The 22,052-nt window shown below is 67.5% G+C and carries 21 protein-coding genes; 18 read left to right on the top strand and 3 right to left on the bottom strand.

Annotated features, from left to right (window positions below):
* Positions 1–4: 4 nt before the first annotated feature.
* Positions 5–2,353, bottom strand: a complete 2,349-nt coding sequence (locus tag ACFFJK_RS17755; protein WP_379680894.1) for a beta-galactosidase — start codon at positions 2,351–2,353, stop codon at positions 5–7.
* Positions 2,354–2,520: 167 nt separating this feature from the next.
* On the opposite strand from ACFFJK_RS17755, the gene ACFFJK_RS17750 reads away from it, so the two are divergent.
* The 11 genes from ACFFJK_RS17750 (at position 2,521) to ACFFJK_RS17700 (ending at position 13,281) form a co-directional block, all read left to right on the top strand.
* On the top strand, positions 2,521–3,876 hold the full coding sequence (locus ACFFJK_RS17750; RefSeq protein ID WP_379680892.1) for a BNR repeat-containing protein: 1,356 nt from the start codon (positions 2,521–2,523) through the stop codon (positions 3,874–3,876).
* Positions 3,858–5,033 carry a glycoside hydrolase family 88/105 protein gene (locus ACFFJK_RS17745; protein WP_379680890.1) on the top strand — a complete coding sequence of 392 codons (1,176 nt, stop codon included), beginning with the start codon at positions 3,858–3,860 and terminating at the stop codon, positions 5,031–5,033. Before ACFFJK_RS17750 ends, ACFFJK_RS17745 begins: the two co-directional genes overlap by 19 nt.
* A gap of 13 nt (positions 5,034–5,046) precedes the next feature.
* Positions 5,047–6,309: a DUF2264 domain-containing protein gene (locus ACFFJK_RS17740; protein ID WP_379680889.1), complete on the top strand. Its 1,263-nt coding sequence runs from the start codon at positions 5,047–5,049 to the stop codon at positions 6,307–6,309.
* A 104-nt stretch (positions 6,310–6,413) separates the two neighbouring features.
* Positions 6,414–7,628 (top strand): MFS transporter, encoded by a 1,215-nt coding sequence (locus ACFFJK_RS17735; protein WP_379680888.1) that lies wholly within the window; start codon positions 6,414–6,416, stop codon positions 7,626–7,628.
* A 114-nt stretch (positions 7,629–7,742) separates the two neighbouring features.
* The gene (locus ACFFJK_RS17730; protein ID WP_379680886.1) at positions 7,743–8,681 is read left to right on the top strand and encodes a cache domain-containing protein; all 939 of its coding nucleotides are present in this window, start codon (positions 7,743–7,745) and stop codon (positions 8,679–8,681) included.
* A 48-nt stretch (positions 8,682–8,729) separates the two neighbouring features.
* Positions 8,730–9,929 (top strand): hybrid sensor histidine kinase/response regulator, encoded by a 1,200-nt coding sequence (locus tag ACFFJK_RS17725; protein WP_379680884.1) that lies wholly within the window; start codon positions 8,730–8,732, stop codon positions 9,927–9,929.
* 140 nt (positions 9,930–10,069) lie between these two features.
* Positions 10,070–10,399, top strand: a complete 330-nt coding sequence (locus ACFFJK_RS17720; protein WP_379681053.1) for an ArsR/SmtB family transcription factor — start codon at positions 10,070–10,072, stop codon at positions 10,397–10,399.
* A gap of 21 nt (positions 10,400–10,420) precedes the next feature.
* Positions 10,421–10,903 carry an arsenate reductase ArsC gene (locus tag ACFFJK_RS17715; protein WP_379680883.1) on the top strand — a complete coding sequence of 161 codons (483 nt, stop codon included), beginning with the start codon at positions 10,421–10,423 and terminating at the stop codon, positions 10,901–10,903.
* 16 nt (positions 10,904–10,919) lie between these two features.
* Positions 10,920–12,200: an arsenic transporter gene (locus tag ACFFJK_RS17710; protein WP_379680881.1), complete on the top strand. Its 1,281-nt coding sequence runs from the start codon at positions 10,920–10,922 to the stop codon at positions 12,198–12,200.
* A gap of 14 nt (positions 12,201–12,214) precedes the next feature.
* Entirely contained in the window at positions 12,215–12,931 is a 717-nt protein-coding gene (arsH, locus tag ACFFJK_RS17705; RefSeq protein ID WP_379680879.1) for an arsenical resistance protein ArsH, read from the top strand.
* An 8-nt stretch (positions 12,932–12,939) separates the two neighbouring features.
* Complete coding sequence (locus tag ACFFJK_RS17700; RefSeq protein WP_379680878.1) at positions 12,940–13,281, top strand: DUF4326 domain-containing protein; 342 nt, start codon at positions 12,940–12,942, stop codon at positions 13,279–13,281.
* Positions 13,282–13,302: 21 nt separating this feature from the next.
* On the opposite strand, the gene ACFFJK_RS17695 is transcribed toward ACFFJK_RS17700, so the two are convergent.
* Positions 13,303–13,926, bottom strand: a complete 624-nt coding sequence (locus ACFFJK_RS17695; RefSeq protein ID WP_379680876.1) for a GIN domain-containing protein — start codon at positions 13,924–13,926, stop codon at positions 13,303–13,305.
* A gap of 278 nt (positions 13,927–14,204) precedes the next feature.
* On the opposite strand from ACFFJK_RS17695, the gene ACFFJK_RS17690 reads away from it, so the two are divergent.
* The gene (locus tag ACFFJK_RS17690) at positions 14,205–14,672 is read left to right on the top strand and encodes a GyrI-like domain-containing protein (protein WP_379680874.1); all 468 of its coding nucleotides are present in this window, start codon (positions 14,205–14,207) and stop codon (positions 14,670–14,672) included.
* Positions 14,673–14,833: 161 nt separating this feature from the next.
* Here ACFFJK_RS17690 and ACFFJK_RS17685 read toward each other — a convergent pair whose 3' ends face one another.
* Positions 14,834–15,106, bottom strand: coding sequence for a hypothetical protein (locus ACFFJK_RS17685; protein WP_379680872.1), 273 nt, complete (start codon positions 15,104–15,106; stop codon positions 14,834–14,836).
* Positions 15,107–15,362: 256 nt separating this feature from the next.
* Between ACFFJK_RS17685 and ACFFJK_RS17680 the strand changes: the two genes are divergently transcribed.
* The 6 genes from ACFFJK_RS17680 to ACFFJK_RS17655 all read left to right on the top strand — a co-directional run bounded on the left by ACFFJK_RS17680 (position 15,363) and on the right by ACFFJK_RS17655 (position 21,954).
* Positions 15,363–16,202 carry a DUF4142 domain-containing protein gene (locus ACFFJK_RS17680; RefSeq protein WP_379680871.1) on the top strand — a complete coding sequence of 280 codons (840 nt, stop codon included), beginning with the start codon at positions 15,363–15,365 and terminating at the stop codon, positions 16,200–16,202.
* Between the two features lie 119 nt (positions 16,203–16,321).
* Entirely contained in the window at positions 16,322–17,011 is a 690-nt protein-coding gene (locus ACFFJK_RS17675) for a DUF4142 domain-containing protein (protein ID WP_379680870.1), read from the top strand.
* Positions 17,012–17,170: 159 nt separating this feature from the next.
* Positions 17,171–17,746, top strand: a complete 576-nt coding sequence (locus ACFFJK_RS17670; protein WP_379680869.1) for a DNA-3-methyladenine glycosylase I — start codon at positions 17,171–17,173, stop codon at positions 17,744–17,746.
* A 1-nt stretch (position 17,747) separates the two neighbouring features.
* Positions 17,748–19,442, top strand: coding sequence for an FAD-dependent 5-carboxymethylaminomethyl-2-thiouridine(34) oxidoreductase MnmC1 (gene mnmC1 / locus ACFFJK_RS17665; RefSeq protein ID WP_379680868.1), 1,695 nt, complete (start codon positions 17,748–17,750; stop codon positions 19,440–19,442).
* A 104-nt stretch (positions 19,443–19,546) separates the two neighbouring features.
* Entirely contained in the window at positions 19,547–20,254 is a 708-nt protein-coding gene (locus ACFFJK_RS17660) for a sensor histidine kinase (protein ID WP_379680867.1), read from the top strand.
* A complete protein-coding gene (locus ACFFJK_RS17655; protein WP_379680866.1) occupies positions 20,251–21,954 on the top strand; it encodes a tetratricopeptide repeat protein in 1,704 nt (567 codons plus the stop codon). Before ACFFJK_RS17660 ends, ACFFJK_RS17655 begins: the two co-directional genes overlap by 4 nt.
* The last annotated feature ends 98 nt before the right edge of the window (positions 21,955–22,052 follow it).

The raw sequence follows: 22,052 nt of genomic DNA, 5'->3' as shown, positions 1-22,052 counted from the left end.
CGCCTTACCCCTGCTGCACCAGCCTGTCCCCCACGTACACGCGATAGCGCCGGATCCGCCCCGTTACGGTGTCCGGACCCTGGCGCGGCGTGTAGCGTAGACCCGCGATATCAACGGTCGCACCAAGGTCGATGACCAGCCGCGCCGGTCCCGGCGGAACCCCTTTGCTGTAGGCCGTATGCCAGTAATCGCTATTCTGGCCGTTGATGGCATTCAGGGCGCCGCCGTCTTCCTTGTGCGCCTCCTCGCTGCTGGCGTAGGCGATCGTCCAGGCGCTCTGGTTCATAGGCTTGCCGTCCTGGTTGAGCAGCGCGAGTTCGCCCACGGCCGCATGCGGCTTGCCGTCGAAGGTATCGACCGCTTCGAGACAGAGCTGGCGTCCGCGTGCCGGTTGTTCGAATTTCACCTCCTGGGTGGCAGGCCCGCTCGCAAACTCCCCACTGTGCACCGGCGCCAGGCCGGCCAGGCGCGGCCGCGCATTGCTGGCCGGACGCGCGAGATCCCGCTCAGGATGCAGCGCATCCAGAATGGGCGTGGTGCGGCCTTCGATGCGGCTGGCGCGCGGCCCGGTGAGGTCGAGCACGATGACTTCGTTGCGGCCGGCTTTGATCCAGGGACCCGGCAGGTACATGGTCTGGGTAGGGCCGATCGACCAGTAGCGGCCCAGGCAGCGGCCATTGATCCAGACGATGCCCTGGCCCCAGCTCGACATGTCGAGGAAGGTGTCCGCCTGCGCTTGAACCTCGAAGCTGCCGCGCCAGAAAGCCGGGCCGGCGACGCGCTTGGCCTGCCAGCGCAATGGCGGCAAGTCGCCGTCGGCACCGAAATCGATGGCGCGGATGTCCCAGCCGGTCAGCTCCTCGGCGGCGCCATCCTTGGTGCGGAACATCACCGGGCCCTGCAGCCCCTTGCGGTCATGGATCTCGACGCCGAAGTTGACGCGCGCGATCGTGTACAGCAGGATTTCCACGTTTGTTGGCTGGGTGCGCGCGGGCAGGTCGACGCTGAAGCGGCGGTGGCGCGTATCCATCGTGCCGGCCAGTCGCCCGCCGGCAAAGACCCAGGCCAGGTCGCGCGCATTCGCGGCTTCCAGCTTGCCCGCCGGGCCGGGCGGCAGCACGATGCTGTAGGCGACCAGGCCGCGGCTGATGTCGTACTGTTCGATGTTGCGCGGCGACGCATCCCGGATCACCGCTTCCGGCAGGTTCCCGAACACGGGGGCGGTTTCGCGCAGCGCGAAGGCGGGAACGGCCATCACCGGCAAGTGCGCCGGCGCGGCAGGCAGGGTCTCGCCGGGCGCCAGGTGCCGGCTCAGGCATTCGCGGTAGCTACGGAATTTCTCGCCGAGCCACCCGGCCTCGCTGATCGGGGCGTCGTAGTCGTAGCTCGTCGTATCGGGACGGAACGGACGGTCGCAACCGGCCCACAGGCCGAAGGTGGTGCCGCCATGCGCCATGTACAGGCTGAACGAGCCGTTCGCCTTCAGCATGACGTCGATATCGCGGATGGCGCGGGCATTGTCGCCGCGCTTGTGCGGCGTGCCCCAGGTGTCGAACCAGCCGGAATAATATTCGCCGCACATCAAGGGCCCTTGCTGCACGCTTTCCAGCGCCTTGAAGCCGCGTTCCGGGTCGCTGCCGAAGTTCGCCACCGACAGCAGTTCCGGGATATGGGTCTTGGCGACCGCATTGGTCGGGTTGCACTGGAATAGCGGGACGTCGAAGCGCGCATCGAGCACGGCTTGGCGCATGGACCGCATGTAGTCGCGGTCGTCGCCGAAAAAGCCGTACTCGTTCTCGACCTGCACCATCAGGATCGGTCCGCCCTGCGTTACCTGCAGCGGCGCCAGCACCCGCCCGACCTCGTGCAGCCAGCGTCGCGCCGGCTGCACGAAAGCCGGGGCGCGGCTGCGCAAGAAGTTGTCGCCGGGGTGCTTGAGCAGCCACCACGGCAGGCCGCCCATTTCCCATTCGGCGCAGGCGTAAGGGCCCGGGCGCAGGATGACCCACAGGCCTTCGGCCTGCGCCAGCCTGCAGAATTCGGCGGCGTCGCGCTGTCCGTCCCACCGGTACTGGCCCTCGCGCCACTCGTGGTAGTTCCAGAACAGGTAGGCGCAGACCGTATTCAGACCCATCGCCTTGATCGCCTTCAGGCGGTGACCCCAGTATTCGCGCGGCACCCGGGCGAAGTGCATCTCGCCGCAGCGGATCTGCAGGGGCTTCCCGTCGAGCAGGAAATCCTTCTCGCCGACGGCGAAGCGGGGCGCGGCGGCCGCGGCCCTCGGGATGTTCAGTGCGAGGGCCGTTCCGGCAGCGGCGCCGAGGAAGCTGCGGCGCGATGGATGAAGGGGCATGGCAGGTCCTGATCAAGAGTCTCGTGCTGTTCATGGTAGAGGAACTCGGCAAGCCGGAGCAGGGCCTCCTGCACAATGCTCAACAGGTTGATTCCGACGGCGGCCACTTGCATAGTAATGTAGCCACATTTGCATGAATCGCGGAGGCACGGCGAGGTGGAGACGTCATGAGCAGGAATCGCCCGGCAGGACCCTGGCCGATCGCCGGGGCGCTCGCCTGCGCCTTCATGCTGTGTGCATGCGCAGGGCTTCCCCGGCAACAGGCGGACGTGCGCATCGTCGAGGTGGCGGACGGCTGGGCGGCGAATTCCGTCAATGCCGTGGTGTTCCGCAAGAACTCGCTCGTCACGCATGAAGGCAGCCAATACATCGCCTTCTACGATGGCGCCGGCAGGGTGGTGCTGGGCAAGCGCCGGCTTGGCGCCCGGGATTGGCAACTGGCGCCCACGCAGTACTTGGGTAATGCCAGGGACGCGCACAACAGCATCAGCATCATGGTCGACGGCGAAGGCACCCTGCATGTGGCCTGGGACCACCACAACGGCCCCTTGCGTTACGCCCGCGGCACGGCGCCCGGCGCCTTGAGCCTGGGCCCGCAGGAAGCGATGACGGGGCGCGGCGAGCGGTCCGTGTCCTACCCGGAGTTCTACCGCATGCCGCAGGGCGACCTCCTGTTCCTCTACCGCGACGGCGGCTCCGGGCGCGGCAACCTGGTCATCAACCGCTACGACCCGGCAAGCCGGACCTGGCAGCGGCTGCAGGACAATCTCCTGAACGGGGAAGGGCGGCGCAACGCCTACTGGCAGGCCTTCGTCGACACGGCCGGCACGCTGCACCTGTCCTGGGTATGGCGCGAGTCCCCGGACGTCGCCAGCAACCATGACCTGGCGTATGCCCGCTCGCGCGATGGCGGCCGGACCTGGGAGCGCAGCACCGGCGAGCGCTACCAACTCCCGATCACGGCAGGCAGTGCGGAAGTGGCGGCGCACGTTCCGCAGTGCAGTGAACTGATCAACCAGACCGCGATGGCGGCCGACCGCCATGGCAACCCGGTCATCGCGAGCTATTGGCGCGACGCCGGGGGCGCCGTCCCGCAGTACCGCGTTGTGGTCCATGACGGTAAAAGCTGGCGGACGCACGACCTCGGCTTCCGGCGCACGGGATTTTCGCTGTCCGGCCTGGGGACCAAGGCAATTCCGATCGCCCGTCCGCAAATCCTGGTGGAGAGCGCCGGGACGGCGCCCATGGCCTGGCTGGTGTTTCGCGACGAAGAGCGCGGCCACAAGGTGTCGGTGGCCTGCACGACCGACCTGCACCATGGCCCCTGGCAGGTGGTCGACCTGCTTGACCGCCCGATGGGCGCGTGGGAGCCGAGCTTCGACACCGAATTGTGGCGCCAGTCCGGCCAACTGCACCTCTACCTGCAAACCGTCCACCAGGCCGATGCCGAGGGCGTCCTGCCCACCGGTCCGGCCAAAGTCGGCGTACTGGAATGGACACCGACATGCCCTTCCCAACCATGAACAACATGCACCCCAAAAAATACTTCACCGGCATGCTGGTCGCGCTGGGCGTCCTGCTGGGCGGCTGCGCGACGACGCCGGCGCCGGATGCCGGTGCCAGGCGCAGCGAGGCGATTGCCGTGATCGACAAGGTCAACACCTATTGGCAGGCCAGGACCCCCGCGAAGCAGTGGGCGTTCTGGGACGTCGCGGCCTACCACACCGGCAATATCGAAGCCTACCGCGTGACCGGCAACGAGCGCTACCGGCGCTATTCCGAGGAGTGGGCCGAGCATAACGCCTGGATGGGCGCGAAGTCGACCGACAAGGCCCGGTGGAAGTACAACTATGGCGAGACCGAGGAACACGTCCTGTTCGGCGACTGGCAGATCGCGTTCCAGACCTATGCGGACCTGTACCAGATGGACAAGGAACCACGGGACCCGCGCAAGATCGCCCGCGCCCGCGAGGTGATGGAATACCAGATGAGCACCCCCAACAAGGATTACTGGTGGTGGGCGGACGGCCTGTACATGGTGATGCCGGTCATGACGAAGCTGTACAACATCACCGGCAACCGCCAGTACCTGGAGAAGCTGCACGAGTATTACGAGTACGCGAACAGCATCATGTACGACCCGGAGGAACAGCTGTACTACCGCGACGCCAAGTACGTCTACCCGAAGCACAAGACCGTCAACGGCAGGAAGGATTTCTGGGCGCGTGGCGATGGCTGGGTGTTCGCGGGACTGGCCAAGGTGCTGGCGGAACTGCCCAGTGATGATCCGCATCGCGCCGAGTACGTCGCGCGCTTCCAGGCGATGGCCGCAGCCCTGGTGCGCAGCCAGCAGCCGGAGGGCTACTGGACCCGCAGCATCCTCGACCCAGGCCACGCCCCGGGCCCGGAGACCAGCGGCACCGCCTTCTTCACCTATGGGCTGCTGTGGGGTGTCAATAACGGCCTGCTGCCGCGCGCCGGGTACCTGCCGGCGGCGCAGCGCGGCTGGCGCTACCTCACCGGCGTCGCGCTGCAGCCGGACGGGAAGGTCGGCTACGTCCAGCCGATCGGCGAGCGCGCGATTCCGGGGCAAGTGGTGAACCAGGACTCGACGACGCCTTTCGGCGTCGGGGCCGTCCTGCTGGCCGCGGCCGAGATGGCGCGCCTGGCCGACCGATAACAGGAGAGAGGACATGGAACGACGACACTTCATGCGGGCGCTGGCGGCCGGACCGGCCGTGCCCGGCATGCTCGTTGCCGGCCAGGCTCTTGGCGCCGCGCCGGACGTAGCGGCGCAAGGCGAGCGCGCCTACATGCTGCGCCTGCTGCAGCGGATGGCCGAGCCGGTCCTGACGCTGATGGCGAAAGGGGAGCTGAAAAAGAAGTTTGCGCTCGAGCTCAGCCCGACCTGGGATGGCCGCAGGCAGTCGGTTGCCTACCTCGAGTGCTTCGGCCGGCTCATGGCGGGCATCGCGCCCTGGCTGGCCCTGCCGGTGGACGACACCCCGGAAGGCCGCTTGCGCCAGCGCCTGCGGGAGATGGCGCTGCAAAGCTATGTCAACGCGGTCGATCCGCACAGCCCTGACTACCTGACATGGCGCGGGCAAGGCCAGGCGCTGGTCGATTCCGCCTATTTCACCAATGCCCTCCTGCGCGCGCCCACCGTCCTGTGGGAGCCGCTCGACGCGGCGACCAAGACACGCATCATTGCGGAAATCAAGGGCCTGCGCCGGGTCGAGCCTCCGGACACCAACTGGTTGCTGTTCGCCGCCATGAACGAAGCCTGGCTGCTGTCGATCGGCGAAGAGTACGACCCGATGCGCATGAACGGGGCGATCCGCAAGATCAACGAGTGGTACGCCGGCGACGGCTGGATCAAGGACGGCAAGGATTTCCATTTCGACTATTACAACTCCTACGTCATCTACCCGATGCTGCTGGAAGTGCTCGACGTACTGGTTGAAAAGAAAGGAAGGTTCTGGCAAGCCAAGCCCCAGGAACTGCTGGCGCAGGCGACCAGGCGCGCCCAACGTTACTGCGAACACCTCGAGCGCTTCGTCGGACCGGACGGCAGCTTCCCGCCGATCGGCCGTTCGCTCACCTACCGTACCGCCGCCTTCCAGCCGCTGGCGCTGCTGGCCTGGCGCAAGCAGTTGCCGGCCTCGCTGCCCGAAGGGCAGGTGCGCGCGGCGCTGCATGCGGTGCACAAGGCCATCTGGGATGCGCCCGGCAACTTCACGGCGGACGGCTTCCTGACCATCGGTTTTCGCGGCCACCAGCCCGGGCTGGGGGATTCGTACTCGAACAACGGCAGCATGTACATCGCCTCGACCGGCCTGCTGGCCCTGGGACTGCCCGCCGGCGACGCGTTCTGGACCGCACCGGCGCAGGACTGGACCCAGAAGAAGGCGTTCAGCGGCCGCAGCTTCCCGAAGGACTACGCGGTGAATTACTGACAGGCACCCGGGTGCTGCGGCCGGGGCCGGTCGCGCAGTGCCGGCTGGCCACGCGTTTTGGCCGCGCATAGTACACTGGCAAGGCTTCCACTGCGCTCCGTTCCATGTCCACGCCACCTTCGCAAGCCTCCGCTGCACCACCAGCCGCGGTGATGCAGATCCTGTTCTCCGTCGCCTTCGTCCACCTGCTGAACGACTGCGTGCAGGCGGTCCTGCCCGCCATCTACCCGCTGCTGAAGGACGAATTCGCGCTCAGCTTCACGCAGATCGGCCTGATCACGCTGACCTTCCAGTGCACCGCCTCGCTGCTGCAGCCCCTGATCGGCCTGTATACCGACAAGCGCCCGATCGCCTTCCTGCTGCCGCTCGGGATGTGCGTGACCCTGGGCGGCGTGGTGCTGCTGGCGACGGCGCACAGCTTCGCCATGCTGCTGCTGGCGGCGGGCCTGATCGGCATCGGCTCGTCCACCTTCCACCCGGAAGCCTCGCGCGTGGCGCGGCTGGCCTCGGGCGGGCGCTTCGGTTTTGCGCAGTCGCTGTTCCAGGTGGGCGGCAACCTCGGCTCGGCCTTCGGGCCGCTGCTGGCCGCCGCCATCATCGTCGGCAGCGGGCAAGGACGGATTGCCTGGCTGACGGTGCTGGTGCTGCTGGCGGTGGCGGTGCTGGTTTTCGTGAGCCGCTGGTATGCGGGCCACCTGCGCAGCGTGACCAGGAAGATCGCCGTCCATGCCGGGCCGGGCCTGTCGCGCGGGCGCGTGCTGTGGGCCTTGAGCGTGCTGGCGCTGCTGGTGTTCTCGAAGTACATCTACATGTCCAGCCTGTCGAGCTACTACACCTTCTACCTGATCGAGAAGTTCCAGGTGTCGGTGGAAGCGGCGCAGATGTATTTGTTCCTGTTCCTGGCGGCGGTGGCTGCCGGCACCTTCGCGGGCGGCCCGATCGGCGACCGCATCGGCCGCAAGCGCGTCATCTGGTTCTCGATCCTGGGCGCGGCGCCGTTCGCGCTCATGCTGCCGTACGCGAATTTGTTCTGGACCGCGGTGCTGTCGGTGGTCATCGGGCTGGTGATGTCGTCCGCCTTTTCCGCCATCGTGGTGTTCGCGCAGGAGCTGGTGCCGGGCAAGGTGGGCATGATCGCCGGGCTGTTCTTCGGGCTGATGTTCGGTATCAGCGGTATCGGCGCGGCGGCGATGGGGGCGATGGCCGACACGGCCGGCATCGACACCGTGTACCGGATGGCGTCGTATCTGCCGCTGCTGGGCGTCCTGGCCGTGCTGCTGCCCCGGGTCGATTCGCCACGCGCCGGGACAAGCACTTAGTTCCCGGAGGGCAGCATTGTGCGCCGGCGCCGCCGGCTTCGCGTGCATAATGCAGGATCGCAGCGGTATCGATGCCGCTGCGTTCCCGTTTACCTTGCCGCACCATCCTGTCGAATGAAGATCCGGGCATACCTCCTGATCATGGTCGGCGCCATCATCCTGCCGATCTCCCTGTTTGCGGCCGTCGCGCTGCAGACCCTGTTACGCTCGGAGCGCGAAGCCGCCCTGCAGGCGCTGGAGGAAACGGTCAGCGCGACGGCGCTGCTGGTGGACCGGGAACTGAGCAGCGCGGAAGCGGCCCTGCGCGTGCTGGCCCATTCGCCGCACCTGGCGCACGGGGACATGCAGGCCTTCTACCGGCACGCGCGCAGCGCCGACCGCGGCAAGACCGGACGCACCATCCTGTTCGACCCGAACGGCCAGCAGCTCATCAATACCGTGATCCCGCTGGGCGACCCTTTGCCGCCGCCGCCCGATTACGTGCGCGTGCGCACCCAGCGCGTCATCGAGACCCAGCAGACCGTCGTCTCTGGCCTGATCACCGGCGCCGTGCAACGGGTGCCGGTCACCACCATCAACATACCCGTGCCGCTGGAAGGCGGGCGGCGCTACGTGCTGGCCTCGGTGTTCGGCACGGAGTACTTCACCGAACTGATTTCGCAGCGCGCGACGCCCGCCAGCTGGTCGCTTGCCGTCATCGACCGCAATGGCCGTTTCATCGCCCGCACGCGCGAACCCGGCCGGATCGGCCAGATGGGCAAACCGGAACTGCTGCGGGCGGCGCAGGGCAAGACCCGGGGCATCATCCGGGCCAGGACGCTCGCCGGCGTGGATGCCTACTTTGCGTTCACCCGCTCGCCGATGTCCGGCTGGCTGGTCGCGGTCTCGGTGCCGGCCGCCGAAATCGAAGGCGCCGCACAGCGCGCGGTGAAACTGGCGGCGGCCGGCATGCTGGTGGCGCTGCTGTGCGCAGCGCTTGCCGCGGTCTTCTTCGCGCGGCGGCTGGTGGCCTCGATCCGCGGCGCCGCGAACGCCGCCACCATGCTGGGCTAGGGCGGGCTGCCGGCCGCGCCTGCCACCAGCATTGCCGAGGTCAGGGAATTGCACCGCTCGATCGACGAGGCCGCGCACAAGCTGGCCGAGGCGCAGGCCGAACGGACCTTGCTGCTGGAACGCGAGCAGGACGCGCGCGTGCTCGCCGAGCAGCAGGTGCGGATCCGCGACGAGTTCCTCGCCATGCTGAGCCACGAGTTGCGCAATCCGCTCAGCGGCATCGTCGGCGCCGCCCAGCTGCTGCGCATGGACCCTGCCAACCCGGCCCTCAAGCACCAGGCGCAGGACATCCTGGTCCGCCAGGGCAAGCACCTGACGCGCATCGTCGACGACCTGCTCGACCTGGCGCGCCTGGCGCGCGGCAAGGTGAAGCTGGACCTGCGTCCGGTGGACCTGGCGGCGGTGGTGGAGTCGACGGTCGATGCGCTGCGCATCGCCGGCAAGGTCGAGCACCAGCTGAGCTGCCGGCTGGAGCCGGCCTGGGTGCTGGCCGACCGCACGCGCATCGAGCAGGTGGTGGGCAATCTCGTGACCAATGCGCTCAAGTACACGCCGCCCGGCGGGACGATCGACATCACCCTTGCCAACAGCGGCGAGGAGGCCGTGCTCGCGGTACGCGACACCGGGGTCGGGATCGCGCCCGAACTGATGCCGCAGCTGTTCGACATCTTCGTGCAGGGCAAGGTGTCGCTCGACCGCTCGCAAGGAGGCCTCGGTATCGGCCTGTCGCTGGTGCGCAGCCTGGTGGCGCTGCACGGCGGGACGATTGGCGCCGAGAGCGAAGGCAGCGGCCGGGGCAGCACGTTCACCTTGCGACTGCCGCTGCTGGACAGCCAGGCGCCGGTCGCGGCCGCCGCACCCGCGTCGGCCGCGCGCGGGCAGGGCGCACGCGCCACATCGACCATCCTGCTCATCGAGGACAACATCGATGCGCGCCAGATGCTGGCGGCGCAGCTCGCAACAAGCGGCTACCGCGTGCTGGAAGCGGACAATGGCGGCGACGGCATCGCGCTGGCGCGGCGCGAACGGCCCGACCTGGCCATCGTCGACATCGGGTTGCCGGGCATGGATGGCTACCAGGTCGCCGCGCAGCTGCGGCGCGAGCCGCTGCTTGCGCACATGCGCCTGATCGCGCTGACCGGCTACGGCCAGGAAGCCGACCGCAAACATGCGCTTGCTGCCGGCTTCGACGAGCACCTCGTCAAGCCGCTGAAGTTCGACGAGCTCATGGAGCTGCTCGGCGCCTGAGCGTCTGCAAGCGACCGGCGCCGACGTGCTGCGGCGCTGCCGGTTTGTCATCATCCTGTCAAATTATTTCGATAATCTTCGAAGGGTTGCCGCTGGCCGGTTATAATTCGACAGATATGGAAATGACAAAAGAAGCACCGATGGAGACCAGGGCGGCCATCGCCGCGCTGGCTGCCCTGGCCCAGGAATCGCGCCTGGCCACCTTCCGTCTACTGGTGCAGGCCGGCCCCACCGGACTGGCAGCCAGCAAGATCGCCGAGGCGCTCGGCATCCCGGCCTCTTCATTGTCCTTCCACCTGAAGGAACTGAGCCACGCCGGCCTGATCGCGTCGCGCCAGGAAGGCCGCTTCATCATCTACGCGGCGCGGTTCGGCACGATGAACGGGCTGCTCGCCTACCTGCTTGAAAACTGCTGCGGCGGCAATCCCTGCACGCCGGACTGCGTGCCCGCTTGCGGCGCCGCCACCTGATTTTTTTTGAATCCACGATACATGAACATCCTGTTTCTCTGCACCGGCAATTCCTGCCGCTCGCTCATCAGCGAAGCGGTCTTCAACCACCTGGCGCCGGCGGGCTGGAAGGCGACCAGCGCCGGCAGCCAGCCGACCGGCCGCCTGAACGCCCGCGCCGTGCAGCTGCTCGCGCAAAAGGGCATCCCGACGCAGGGGTATCACAGCAAGTCCTGGCTTGATCTGCCGGCGACGCCGGACGTCGTCGTCACGGTCTGCGCCAGCGCGGCCGGCGAGACCTGCCCGGCCTACCTCGGCCCCGTGCTGCGGACGCACTGGGGCGTGGACGATCCAAGCCACGTGCAGGGCACGGAAGAGGAGATCACGGCAGCCTTCGAGCAGGCTTACGCCATCCTGCGCGCGCGCATCGAATCCTTCCTCGCGCTGCCGTTGGATGAACTGGCGCAGGACCACGCCCGCTTCAAGGCGGCACTGGACGACATCGGTCGCCTGCTGCCTGCCTGAGCTGGAGACATCCCGCGTGCTGCTTGCCTTCCTGATCTTCCTGGCCACCCTCATCCTCGTCATCTGGCAGCCGCGCGGCCTCGGCATCGGCTGGAGCGCTTCGCTCGGCGCGCTCGTCGCGCTGCTGGCCGGCGTCATCCAGCCGGGCGATATCCCTGTCGTCTGGGGCATCGTGTGGAACGCCACCGGCGCCTTCGTCGCCGTCATCGTCATCAGCCTGCTGCTGGACAAGGCCGGCTTCTTCGAATGGGCCGCGCTGCACGTGGCGCGCTGGGGGCGCGGCAACGGGCGCCGCCTGTTCGTGCTGCTGGTGCTGCTCGGCGCCGCGGTGGCCGCGCTGTTCGCCAATGACGGCGCCGCGCTGATTCTGACGCCGATCGTCATCGCCATGCTGGCGGCGCTGCGCTTTCCGCCGCAAGCCACGCTGGCCTTCGTGATGGCGGCCGGCTTCATCGCCGACACCGCGAGCCTGCCGCTGGTGGTGTCGAACCTGGTGAACATCGTCTCGGCCGACTATTTCGGCATCGGCTTCGCGCGCTATGCGTCCGTGATGGTGCCGGTCAACCTGGTGTCGGTGGCCGCCACCCTGGCGGCGCTGGTCTGGTTCTTCGGCAGGGATATCCCGGCCGGCTACGACCTCGCCCAGCTGCGCCGGCCCGTCGAGGCGATCCATGACCGCGCGACCTTCATTGCCGGCTGGTGGGTGCTGGCGATGCTGCTGGCGGGCTTCTTCTGGCTCGACGACGCCGGCATCCCGATCAGCGCGGTGGCCGCCGCCGGCGCGCTGGTGCTGCTGGCCGTCGCCGCGCGCGGGCACCGGATCTCGACGCGCGAGGTGCTGCGCGGCGCGCCCTGGCAGGTGGTGGTGTTCTCGCTCGGGATGTACCTGGTCGTGTACGGCCTGCGCAATGCCGGGTTGACGGCCTACCTGACCGCGCTGCTGGACCGGTGCGCGGCGCACGGCGTGTGGGGGGCTGCCCTGGGCACCGGCTTCATCACGGCGGTCCTGTCCTCGGTCATGAACAACATGCCGACGGTGCTGGTGGGGGCGCTGTCGATCGACGCCACTTCGGCGCAGGGCGCGGTGCGCGAGGCGATGATCTACGCGAACGTGATCGGCAGCGACCTCGGTCCGAAGATCACGCCGATCGGCAGCCTGGCCACGCTGCTGTGGCTGCACGTCCTGGCAAGCAAGGGCGTGCGGATCTCGTGGGGGTATTATTTCCGTGTCGGCATCGTGCTGACGCTGCCGATCCTGTTCATTACGCTTGCGGCGCTGGCGCTGCGCCTGAGCTGACGAAAGACACGACCATGACCACCATTCCCGGCCTGCCCAACATCCATCCCGACCAGCTCGACCTGCCCAGCATGGACAAGCTGGCGCAGGTGGGCGACATGCGTCATCCGCCGCGCATCCTGCTGCTGTACGGCTCGCTGCGCGAGCGCTCGTTCAGCCGCTTCCTGACCTACGAGGCGGCGCGCATCCTCGAGCACTTCGGCGCCGACGTGAAGATCTTCGATCCATCGGCCTTGCCGATGGTGGGCAGCGTGCCCGAGACCCACCCGAAGGTGGTGGAGCTGCGCGAGCTGTGCCTGTGGTCCGAAGGGCAGGTATGGTGCAGCCCCGAGCGCCACGGCGCGATCACCGCGGTGATGAAGAACCAGATCGACTGGATCCCGCTGGAGCAGGGTGCGCTGCGCCCGAGCCAGGGCCGCACGCTGGCACTGATGCAGGTGTGTGGCGGCTCGCAATCCTTCAACGTGGTCAACACGATGCGCCTGCTGGGACGCTGGATGCGCATGTTCACCATCCCGAACCAGTCGTCGGTGCCGATGGCATACAAGGAATTCGACGACGAGGGCCGGATGCGGCCATCGAGCTATTACGACCGCGTGGTGGACGTGATGGAAGAGCTGTTCAAGTTCACGCTGCTGATGCGTGGCCGGACCGACTATCTCACCGACCGCTACAGCGAGCGCAGCGAGCGGGCATTGCGCAAGATCGACGCGCAGATCGCAAAGCTGTAGGAGTGCCGATGGAACCCGTGCGTGTCCAACTGAGCAGGAAGAAAGGCTGGAAGCTGCCGCCTGACACGGTATCGGTGGCGCGCCCCGGCCGTTGGGGAAACCCCTTTTCCGTCGTGCCCGAGGCGCCGCCGGGCACACCGGTGACCACGCGCGGTGGCGGAACGTATATCGCCATGCCCAGCGTGGCCGCGGCGGTGGCCGCCTACCGGCGCTGGGTGCTGGAAGATCCCGCCGGCCAGCGCCTGGCCGAGGAGGCGCGGTCCGCCTTGCGCGGCAAGAACCTGGCCTGCTGGTACCCGCTCGACGGTCCCTGTCACGCGGAAGTACTGCTCGACATCGCCAACCGCTGAACGCCGTACCCGGCAGGACGCTTATTTGGCGGCGACCACGCTGCCGATGCCCGACACCGATTTGTTTACCACGCGCGGGTTGCCATGGTAGGTCAGATTGCCCATGCCCTTCACGTTGGCGTTGAGCTTGTCCTTGGCATGGATGTTGACCGAACCGATGCCTTCGAAGCTGACGTCGGCTTCCTGGGCGACCAGAGCCCTGGTGTCGATTTCACCGACGCCCTGGGCGCGCAGGCGCAGTTCGCGCACCTGGCCGTCGATGACCAGGCGGCCGGCGCCGCGGTAGTTGACGTCGAGGCGCTCGCCGCGCACCTTGTTCAGCCGCATCAGGCCGGCACCCTCGCCAGTGAAGGTCTGCAGCTCCGGCAGGGTGACGACTACGTGGTCGTCGTTGTCGATGATATTGCGCTTGCCCTCCTTCATGCCCAGGCGCAGTTCGCCGTTCACGACTTCGCTGGTGACGCGGTCGATGAAGCGCGGGTCGCCGTAGACTTTCAGCGAGTACGACTTGCCCACTTCCACCGTGAGGCTGACCGGACCGTGGACGGCAATGCCCTTGAACGGCGTAACACTGCGCACCTGCTCATCGGCATGGGCAGACAAGGAAACGACGGACAGGACGGCGGCAAGGATCAGGCGTTGCATGGTGGTCTCCGGTAAGTGGTATGAATCCATTGTAGGGAGCCAGGTTGTGCCGCAGGGGCCGTTTGCGACGAACTGCAAAAAACGGGGGGCAGGCTGTTGCGAGCCAAGGCCAGGACGGCAGGCCCTGTCTTTACGCTGATCTGCGTCAATACGACTTTCGACGGTATTGCAATCAAATTGATCACATATCGCGACAAATGATCGCGCACGATTGCGTGCATGCCAATATTGTCTAAGAGTTAAGGCTATAATTCCTCGTCCCTTTGCATACCTATACCATGCACATCTCTACCGTTACCCTGCCTGAAATGAAGCTCGCCGGACTGCCGCTCGCAGGTCCGTTTTCGGTTCTGGAAGCGGACATGCCGGACATCTGGAGCGCTTTCCTCGAACGCGAGCACGAACTGGGCGAGACCAACGGGCTGCGCTACGGCGTGCGCCTGCAAGAAAAGGAGGGGGTGCACATCGAGTGCGTCGCCGCCGAGGTCGCCGACCTGAACAACCTGCCGCCGGGCATGATCGGTATCCGCATCCCGGAACGCCGCTACGCGATGCTGACGCACCGCGGGCCGATGACGCGCGTGCAGGCGACTTACCTGACCGGTTTTGCCGCCATCGAGCAGCTGGGCATGGTGCAGGACGAGGAGGGCTGGCGCATCGAGCGCTATGATCGCCGCTACACGCCGACGCTGCACGACGGCAACCGTCCTGACAACGCCTACGACATCCTGATCCCGCTGCTGTAGCAATCAACTGCTATGAATTGGTGCCGGTATATTTCCCGACCGCCGGCGCCGGTAGGGCGGCTCGCGCCGCCAGCGTCCCTTCCCAAGGAGCACCTGCATTCTGCCTGCCGAATGTGACGGCGCAGTGACGCGACGCGTCACGATGTGCGCGGCCGGTGGCCTTACCGCCGCCCATCCTCGGGCAGCGTGTCGCCCGGCTCCTCGTGGCTTGCGGTGAAGCGTGCGCTCTCGGTGCAGCCGGCGATATCGTCGTCGCCCTCCGGCTCCAGTTCGGGAGGATGCAGCATGTCGTCCAGCATGGCGTGCAGTTCCGGCGTATCCCAGTCGGCCCCGGCACGCTCGCAACGCCCGATGTAGTTGAGCACTTCCCGGTTTTGCGCCGGGCTGAGCGGCAATCCATGCCATGTGCTGTGGGGAGATGTTTCGGATTTCATGATGACCTCGCGCGGCCACCCTGGCCCGTGTCTTCACTATACGCCGCCCGGCCGTACGTAGCGCACGGGACGACCTCGCGCCCCCTCCTGGCGCGCTCATGGAGTAACCGGAAATTGCGGTAAGGCTACCGCGCGCTGTTCCGTAAAACCCGGCGCTACACTCGGAATTGCTCGACATGACGCGATGTCACCATGACAGGAGACGCCATGCGGCATGCCCGCAACGGCAGCCCAACCATTCCAACAGGAGAAGATCATGCAGAAGAATCAGGTCGTCAAGAAATTGCTCGCAGTTACCGCAGTGGCCGCCATGTTCAGCGCATTCGGCGTGCAGGCGCAAACCACCTCCGGCCAGAGCGCCCAGTCGATGACCAACCAGAGCGCCACCGGCAACCCCAACCTCACCGGCAAGACCGCCGCCGACGGGACCGTCAACAATACCAGCAGCCAGGGCATGGAAGACCGCAGCGGCCAGACCGGCGCTTCAGGCTCGTCGGGCACATCGGGCGCGTCCGGCACGGCCGGCACGACCCACAGCGAGGGTGCCAAGTCGCATACCGGTAGCGACGGCGCGCAGGCATCCGGCGCCTCGGGTGCAGCCGGGGCAACCGCGGCCGGCGGCGCGGCCCAGCTCAGCGCAGCCGACAAGAAGGTGATCAACGACATGGCCATGTCCAACATGGCTGAAATCGAAATCAGCAAACTGGCCCTGAGCAAGAGCCAGAACCCGGACGTGAAGACCTACGCCCAGCAGATGATCGACGATCACAGCAAGGCCCAGGCCGAGGTCCAGGCACTGGCCCAGTCCAAGGGCGTGACCCTGCCGACCGAGCTCGACGCCAAGCACAAGGCCATGTCGGCCAAGCTGGAAAAGCTGAGCGGTGACGCTTTCGACAAGGCCTACATGAAGCAGGCCGGCGTGGCCGACCACAAGGCCACCCACAGCAAGCTGGTCGCCGGCAGCAAGAAAGCCAAGGATCCCGACGTCAAGGCACTGGCTACCAAGATGACGCCGACCGTCGAACAGCACCTGAAGGCAGCCCAGCAGATGTCGGGCAACACCGGCAAGACGTCGGGCACGGCTTCGGGCAAGTAATCATCAGTAAGATAAGCAGCACAGGCCGGCGCTGCCGGCCTGGTCACCAATAAGTAGTCGGCCGGCGGCGCGGCACCCCGGGCTGCCGGCTCGCACGCATGTGCGTCAAGGAGAAAGCAATGCAAAAACCACAGCGCATCCAGCGCGCGCTTGCGCTGTCGCTCGCCGGCCTGATGTTCGCCGCGAGTGCCGTCCATGCCCAGACCGGCGGGCAGAGCGGGCAGGGCGCCGCCCAGCCGGCAGCCCAGGGCGCCGCCACGGCCACCCCCGCAGCGAAACCGGCGGCCAAACTGGATCGTGCGGACCGCAACGCGCTGACCGACATGGCCATGTCCAACATGGCCGAGATCGCGACCGCCAAGCTGGCGCTCAGCAAGAGCCAGCATGCGGGGATCAGGGCCTTTGCCCAGCGCATGGTCGATGAGCACACGCCGGTACTGGCCGAAGTGCAGGCGCTGGCGCAAGCCAAGGGTGTCGAGCTTCCCACGGAGCTCAGCGCCACCCACAAGGCGAAGAGCAAGATGCTCGAAGCCCTGAATGGCGATGTCTTCGACCGCAGTTACCTGAGGCATTCGGGTCGCTATGACCACCGTATCACGCACGAGAAGCTGAAGGACAACATGGAGAAACTGAAGGACCCGGACATCAAGGCCCTCGCCATGAAGATGCGCCCGATCGTCGAGCAGCACCTGCTCCAGGCCGATGAACTGATCGCCAAGACGGCGCGCAGCGCCACCAGTACGTCGGGCACGCCGGGCAACGACACCACGACCATCACGGGCAAGGAGCCCATCCCGATGAAGAAATAAGGCAAGCGCTGGCGGCGCCGCCAGCGGCCGCCGGCTGGCACAGGCACCCGCCGGTCGCGCGGCCTGTTCGCCATTCGAAGCGTGGACGACGTGGCCAACTGTCGCTGATGGCTCGTCGCCCATTCCCGTCGACGGCACGCGCTGATTTATACTTGCGGGATGACCGCCGCGACACCTCCCACCCGCTGCTCCTGGGCCAACATGGCCAACCCGCGCTACCTCGCCTACCACGACCACGAGTGGGGCGTGCCCTGCCATGACGAAACCACCCTGTTCGAGATGCTCAACCTCGAAGGCGCGCAGGCCGGCCTGTCGTGGGAGACCATCCTGAACAAGCGCGAGAACTACCGCGCCGCCTTCGACGGCTGGGATGCCGAAAAGATCGCCCGCTACGACGACGCCAGGGTGGCCGAGCTGCTGGCCAACCCCGGCATCGTGCGCAACCGCCTGAAGGTGGCGGCCGCGATCACCAACGCGAAAGCCTATCTGGCCATGCGCGAACAGGGACTCACGCTGGACGCCTACCTGTGGGGCTGGGTCGGCGGCAAGCCGATCGTGAACGACTGGCCGGATGGAGCGCGCCCGGCAAAGACCGAGCTGTCGGACCGCATCTCGAAAGACCTGGGCAAGCGCGGCTTCAAGTTCGTCGGCTCGACCATCATCTATGCCTACATGCAAGGCATCGGCATGGTGGACGACCATGACCGGGCGTGCTTCCGCCACGCGGGGCGCTGACATGGACTTGCGTGTGCTGGGCGCACACTGGCGCGGCCGCGCGCGCTACACGGTGCTCGATACGGATCATGGCGACGGCGCCAGGGTGCGCGCCTTGCAGGACGCCTGGCGCGCAGACCCCGACAAGCCCGCGCGGCTGCACATCGTCGCACTCGGGGCAGGCCACGGCCTGCTGCCGGGCTTTCACCGCATCCCGCAGGACGATCCGCGCCTGACCCTGACCCTGCTCGCCGTGCCGCTCGATACCGCGCTGGCACAGCTGGCCGCGCAGCCGGACGCCGTGCTGCTGCAGGACGCCGCCGGCGCCGGATTCACAGGTCCGCTTGCACGGCCGCTCTCGCGCATCGTGGCCGCCGACGCGCGCCTGTTCGCCGATGACCTCGACGAAGCACAACGGGCGGCGCTGCAGGCCCAGGGCTTCGTGTTCGACGAGAGCCAGGGCTATGCCGTCTTCGCCGGCCGCAAGCCGCGCCTGCCGGTACCGCCGATCCCGGAGCGGCGCGCCCTCGTCGTTGGCGCCGGCCTGGCCGGCTCCGCCGCCTGTGCCAGCCTGTGCGCGCGCGGCTGGGACGTGACGCTGGTCGAGCGCCATCCGGCCACGGCGATGGAAGCCTCGGGCAACCTGGCCGGCATCTTCATGCCGTTGCTGTCAAAAGACGACAACATCCCGACCCGTCTCACGCGCGCCGCCTACCTGTACGCGCTGCGCGCCTGGCGCCAGCTCGGCGGCATCGGCGCAAGCATCGAAGGCCAGGCCTGCGGCGTGCTGCAGCTGGCGCGTGATGCCAGCCATGCCGAGGTGTCGCGGGCGATCGCGCGCGAAGGGAACATCCCGCCCGGGTTCGCGCGCTGGCTCGAGCGGCCGGATGCCGAGTTGCTGCTCGGCCTGCCCGCGCCCGATGGCGGCTGGCTGTTCCCGCAGGGCGGCTGGGCGCGCCCGGGCAGCGTGTGCGATGCGATGCTGGCGAGCTGCGGCGAGCGCCTGACCCGGCGCTTCGGCGTGGGCAGCATCACGCTGGAGCGCCACGGCAGCGCAGGCGGCGAGCATGGCGAATGGCTGGCGCGCGATGCGCACGGCAAGGTGGTCGCCCAGGCGCCGACCGTCGTGCTGGCCAACGGCGCCGGCGCGCGCCACCTGGCGCAGTCCGCCGACCTGCCGCTGGCGGCGCTACGCGGGCAGGTGACCCATCTCGCGGGCGGCACGGTGCCCGCGCTGCCGGTGGTGCTGTGCCGGGAAGCCTATTTCACGCCGGCCGCCGGCGGCGTGGCCTGCGCCGGCGCCACCTACGATCTCGACGACGACCCGGCGCTGCGCGCCTCCAGCCAGCAGGAGAACATCGAACGGCTGCGTGCGCTCGTGTCCGATCCCGGCGTGGCCGAGGCCGCACCGCTCGCCGGGCGTGTGGGCTTCCGCTGCGTGGCGCCCGACCGCTTGCCCCTGGTCGGCCGGCTGCCGGATTTCGCCGCCGCCGGCGCCACCGAGCGCCTGCGCGACGTGCCGCGCCATCCCGGCCTGCATGCGCTGCTCGGCTATGCGTCGCGCGGCCTGATCTGGGCGCCGCTGGGCGCCGAATTGCTGGCTGCGGGGCTCGAAGGCGAACCGTTGCCGCTGGAAACCAGCCTGGTCGACGCGCTCGACCCCGCCCGTTTCGTGCTGCGTGCCCGCCGCACCGGCCGTGCGTCGCAGACCATCTGAGCAGTGTTGTGTCACCGCAATAAGTTACATTCTAGAAGCGGATTGTCAAATCCTCAGCGGTATAATTGACCTACGGTAACTTTTCGGCCCGAGCGGTCCGACCGATGGAAGACACCCCACAATCGAACGAGCTGTTCCTGTTCCTGGCGTCCACCGCGCACGACATGAAGAATTCGATCAGCGTCCTGTCCGGCACGCTCGAGCGCCTGCTCGACGACGCCACGCCTGCGACCGAAAAGGCCTACCCGCAGATGGCGCAGATGTTGTACCAGACGCGCCGCCTGAACGACAAGCTGATGCAGTTGCTGGCGCTGTACAAGCACGTCGGCACCCCGGCGTACCCGTTCGACGTGCAGCCGCTCGAGATCGGCCAGCTGGCCGAGCAGGTGGTGGCGCTGGAGCGCGTGCTGCTGGAGTCGCGCGGCATTGCGCTGGAGCTGGACATCGATGCGGAACTGGTGTGGCACTTCGACGAAGACCTGGTCGTCGGCGTGGTCTCGCACGCCATCAACAACGCGGTGCACTACACGCGCGACCGCGTCCGCCTGTCGGCGCGCGAGCGGGACGGCTGGCTCGAGGTTCGCGTCGAGGACAACGGCGACGGCTACCCGGCCGCGCTGCTGGAGGCCGGCAGCGCCGCGATGAGCGGGCTTGCTTCCAGCATGAGCTTCCTGACCAACAGCGCCGGCCTGGGCTTGCACTTCTCGCGCGAAGTCGCGAGGATGCATCGCCATCGCGAGCGCAGCGGCGCCGTTCGGCTCGAGAACGGCGGCATGCTGGGCGGCGGCTGCTTCATCCTGCAACTACCATGAGCGCGGGCATGAGCGCGTTGGGCATTGCCGCCACTACCGCCGAGCAGGTCGACTGGGCCCTCAAGAACTACCTCGTGGTGGACGACTTCATCGGCGTGCGCCAGTTGCTGCGCGAGAGCCTGCGCAGTCTGGGCGCGCGCAACATCGACCAGGCCTCCAGCGGCGGCGAGGCGATGGGGCTCCTGAGCCGGACCCGCTACGACGTGGTGCTGTGCGATTTCAACCTCGGCGAAGGCAAGAACGGGCAGCAAGTGCTGGAAGAGGCGCGCATGCGCAACCTGCTGCTGCCATCGAGCGTGTTCCTGATGGTGTCGGCCGAGAAGAGCGTCGAGTCGGTGATGGGCGCGGCCGAGCACCAGCCGGACGCCTACCTGGTCAAGCCGATCACGGAGGGCGTGCTCCTGAGCCGCCTGAACCGGGTCTGGCGCAAGAAGCAGGTGTTCAGCCTGATCGACCAGGCCTATGCCGAGAAGGACTACCTGCGCGCCGCGCGCCTGTGCGACGAGCAGATCGAAGGAAACCGCGCGCACGAGATCGACCTGCTGCGCATGAAGGCGCGGCTGATGGAGCGAAGCGGCGAACCGGGCAAGGCGCGCGAGACCTACGAGCGGGTGCTGGCCCAGCGCGAATACCAGTGGGCGCGCGCCGGCCTGGCCAAGATCCGCATGGCCGACGGCGAGTACGAACAGGCGCGCCAGATGTTCGCCACCGTGATCGCCGAGAACCGCTACTACATCGATGCCTACGACCAGCTGGCGCTGGCCTACCAGAGCATGGGCAAGCACGAGGAGGCGCTGGGTATCCTGGAACGCGCCGCCAGGCTGTCGCCGAATTCCGTGCCGCGCCAGCGCAACCTCGGCCAGGCCTGCCTGAAACTGGGGAACGTGGGCATGGCCGAGAAGGCCTTCCGCAAGTGCATGGCGGTCGGCGAATACTCGATCCGCAAGACGCCGGACGCCTACCTGGGCCTGGCGCGCGTGTGTGGCCTGAAGAACGACCCGAAGGAAGCGCTGCAGCTCCTGATCGCGGCCCAGCGCGAGTTCGGCGCCGAGCACCCGGACATGGAGTTGCGTGCCAAGATCACCGAAGGCCTGGTGTATCACGAGAGCGGCGACTACCGCCGCGCGCGCAAGGCCGGCGACGAACTGGAGGCGCTGCTGCAATCGACGGCCGAGCGCCCGGACGTGGCAACCTGCCTCGAGATGGCCACGCTGCTGTTCGCTGTCGGCGTCAGGGAAGCGCCGGTGGAGCTGCTGTGCTACGTGATCCGCAACAACCACGACAACACGCTGCTGCAGGACGAGGTGCAGAAGATCTTCGAGAAGGCGCGCATGGGCGAGGAGGGCGAAGCCCTGATCCGCGGCGCGCGCAAGGAAGCGATCGACCTGATGAACCAGGGCGTGCTGCTCTGGAAGACCGGCAAGCTGCGCGACGCCGTCGAGTGGATGCGCAAGGCGCGCGCGGCGCTGCCGCACAACGTGCGCATCCTGTTCAACTCGGCCCAGATCCTGGTGTCGCACATGCAGCAGCGCGGCTTCGACATCGCACTGTCGGACGAGGCGCATGCGGTGCTGGTCCATGTCGACAAATTGCAACCGGGGCAGCAGCGCTTTGCGCAGCTGATGGAGCAGTTGAAGCTGCTGGTGCCGAAGGAAGAATCGCCCGATCCGGTGCCTGGCGGCGCGGCGCCCGCCGCCTGAGTTTCCGGCTGCGCCGCGCGATCGGATTCGCCCCCACGACGGCTCGACTTCTGGCTGGACTTCTCCTGACCACGAAGCGCTTTCCTGGTCCGCTACTT

This window comes from Massilia consociata (assembly GCF_042432755.1).
Classification (GTDB): domain Bacteria; phylum Pseudomonadota; class Gammaproteobacteria; order Burkholderiales; family Burkholderiaceae_D; genus Telluria; species Telluria consociata.
Note: the sequence above shows the minus strand (reverse complement) of the source record. Positions and strands in the feature narration are given on the sequence as shown.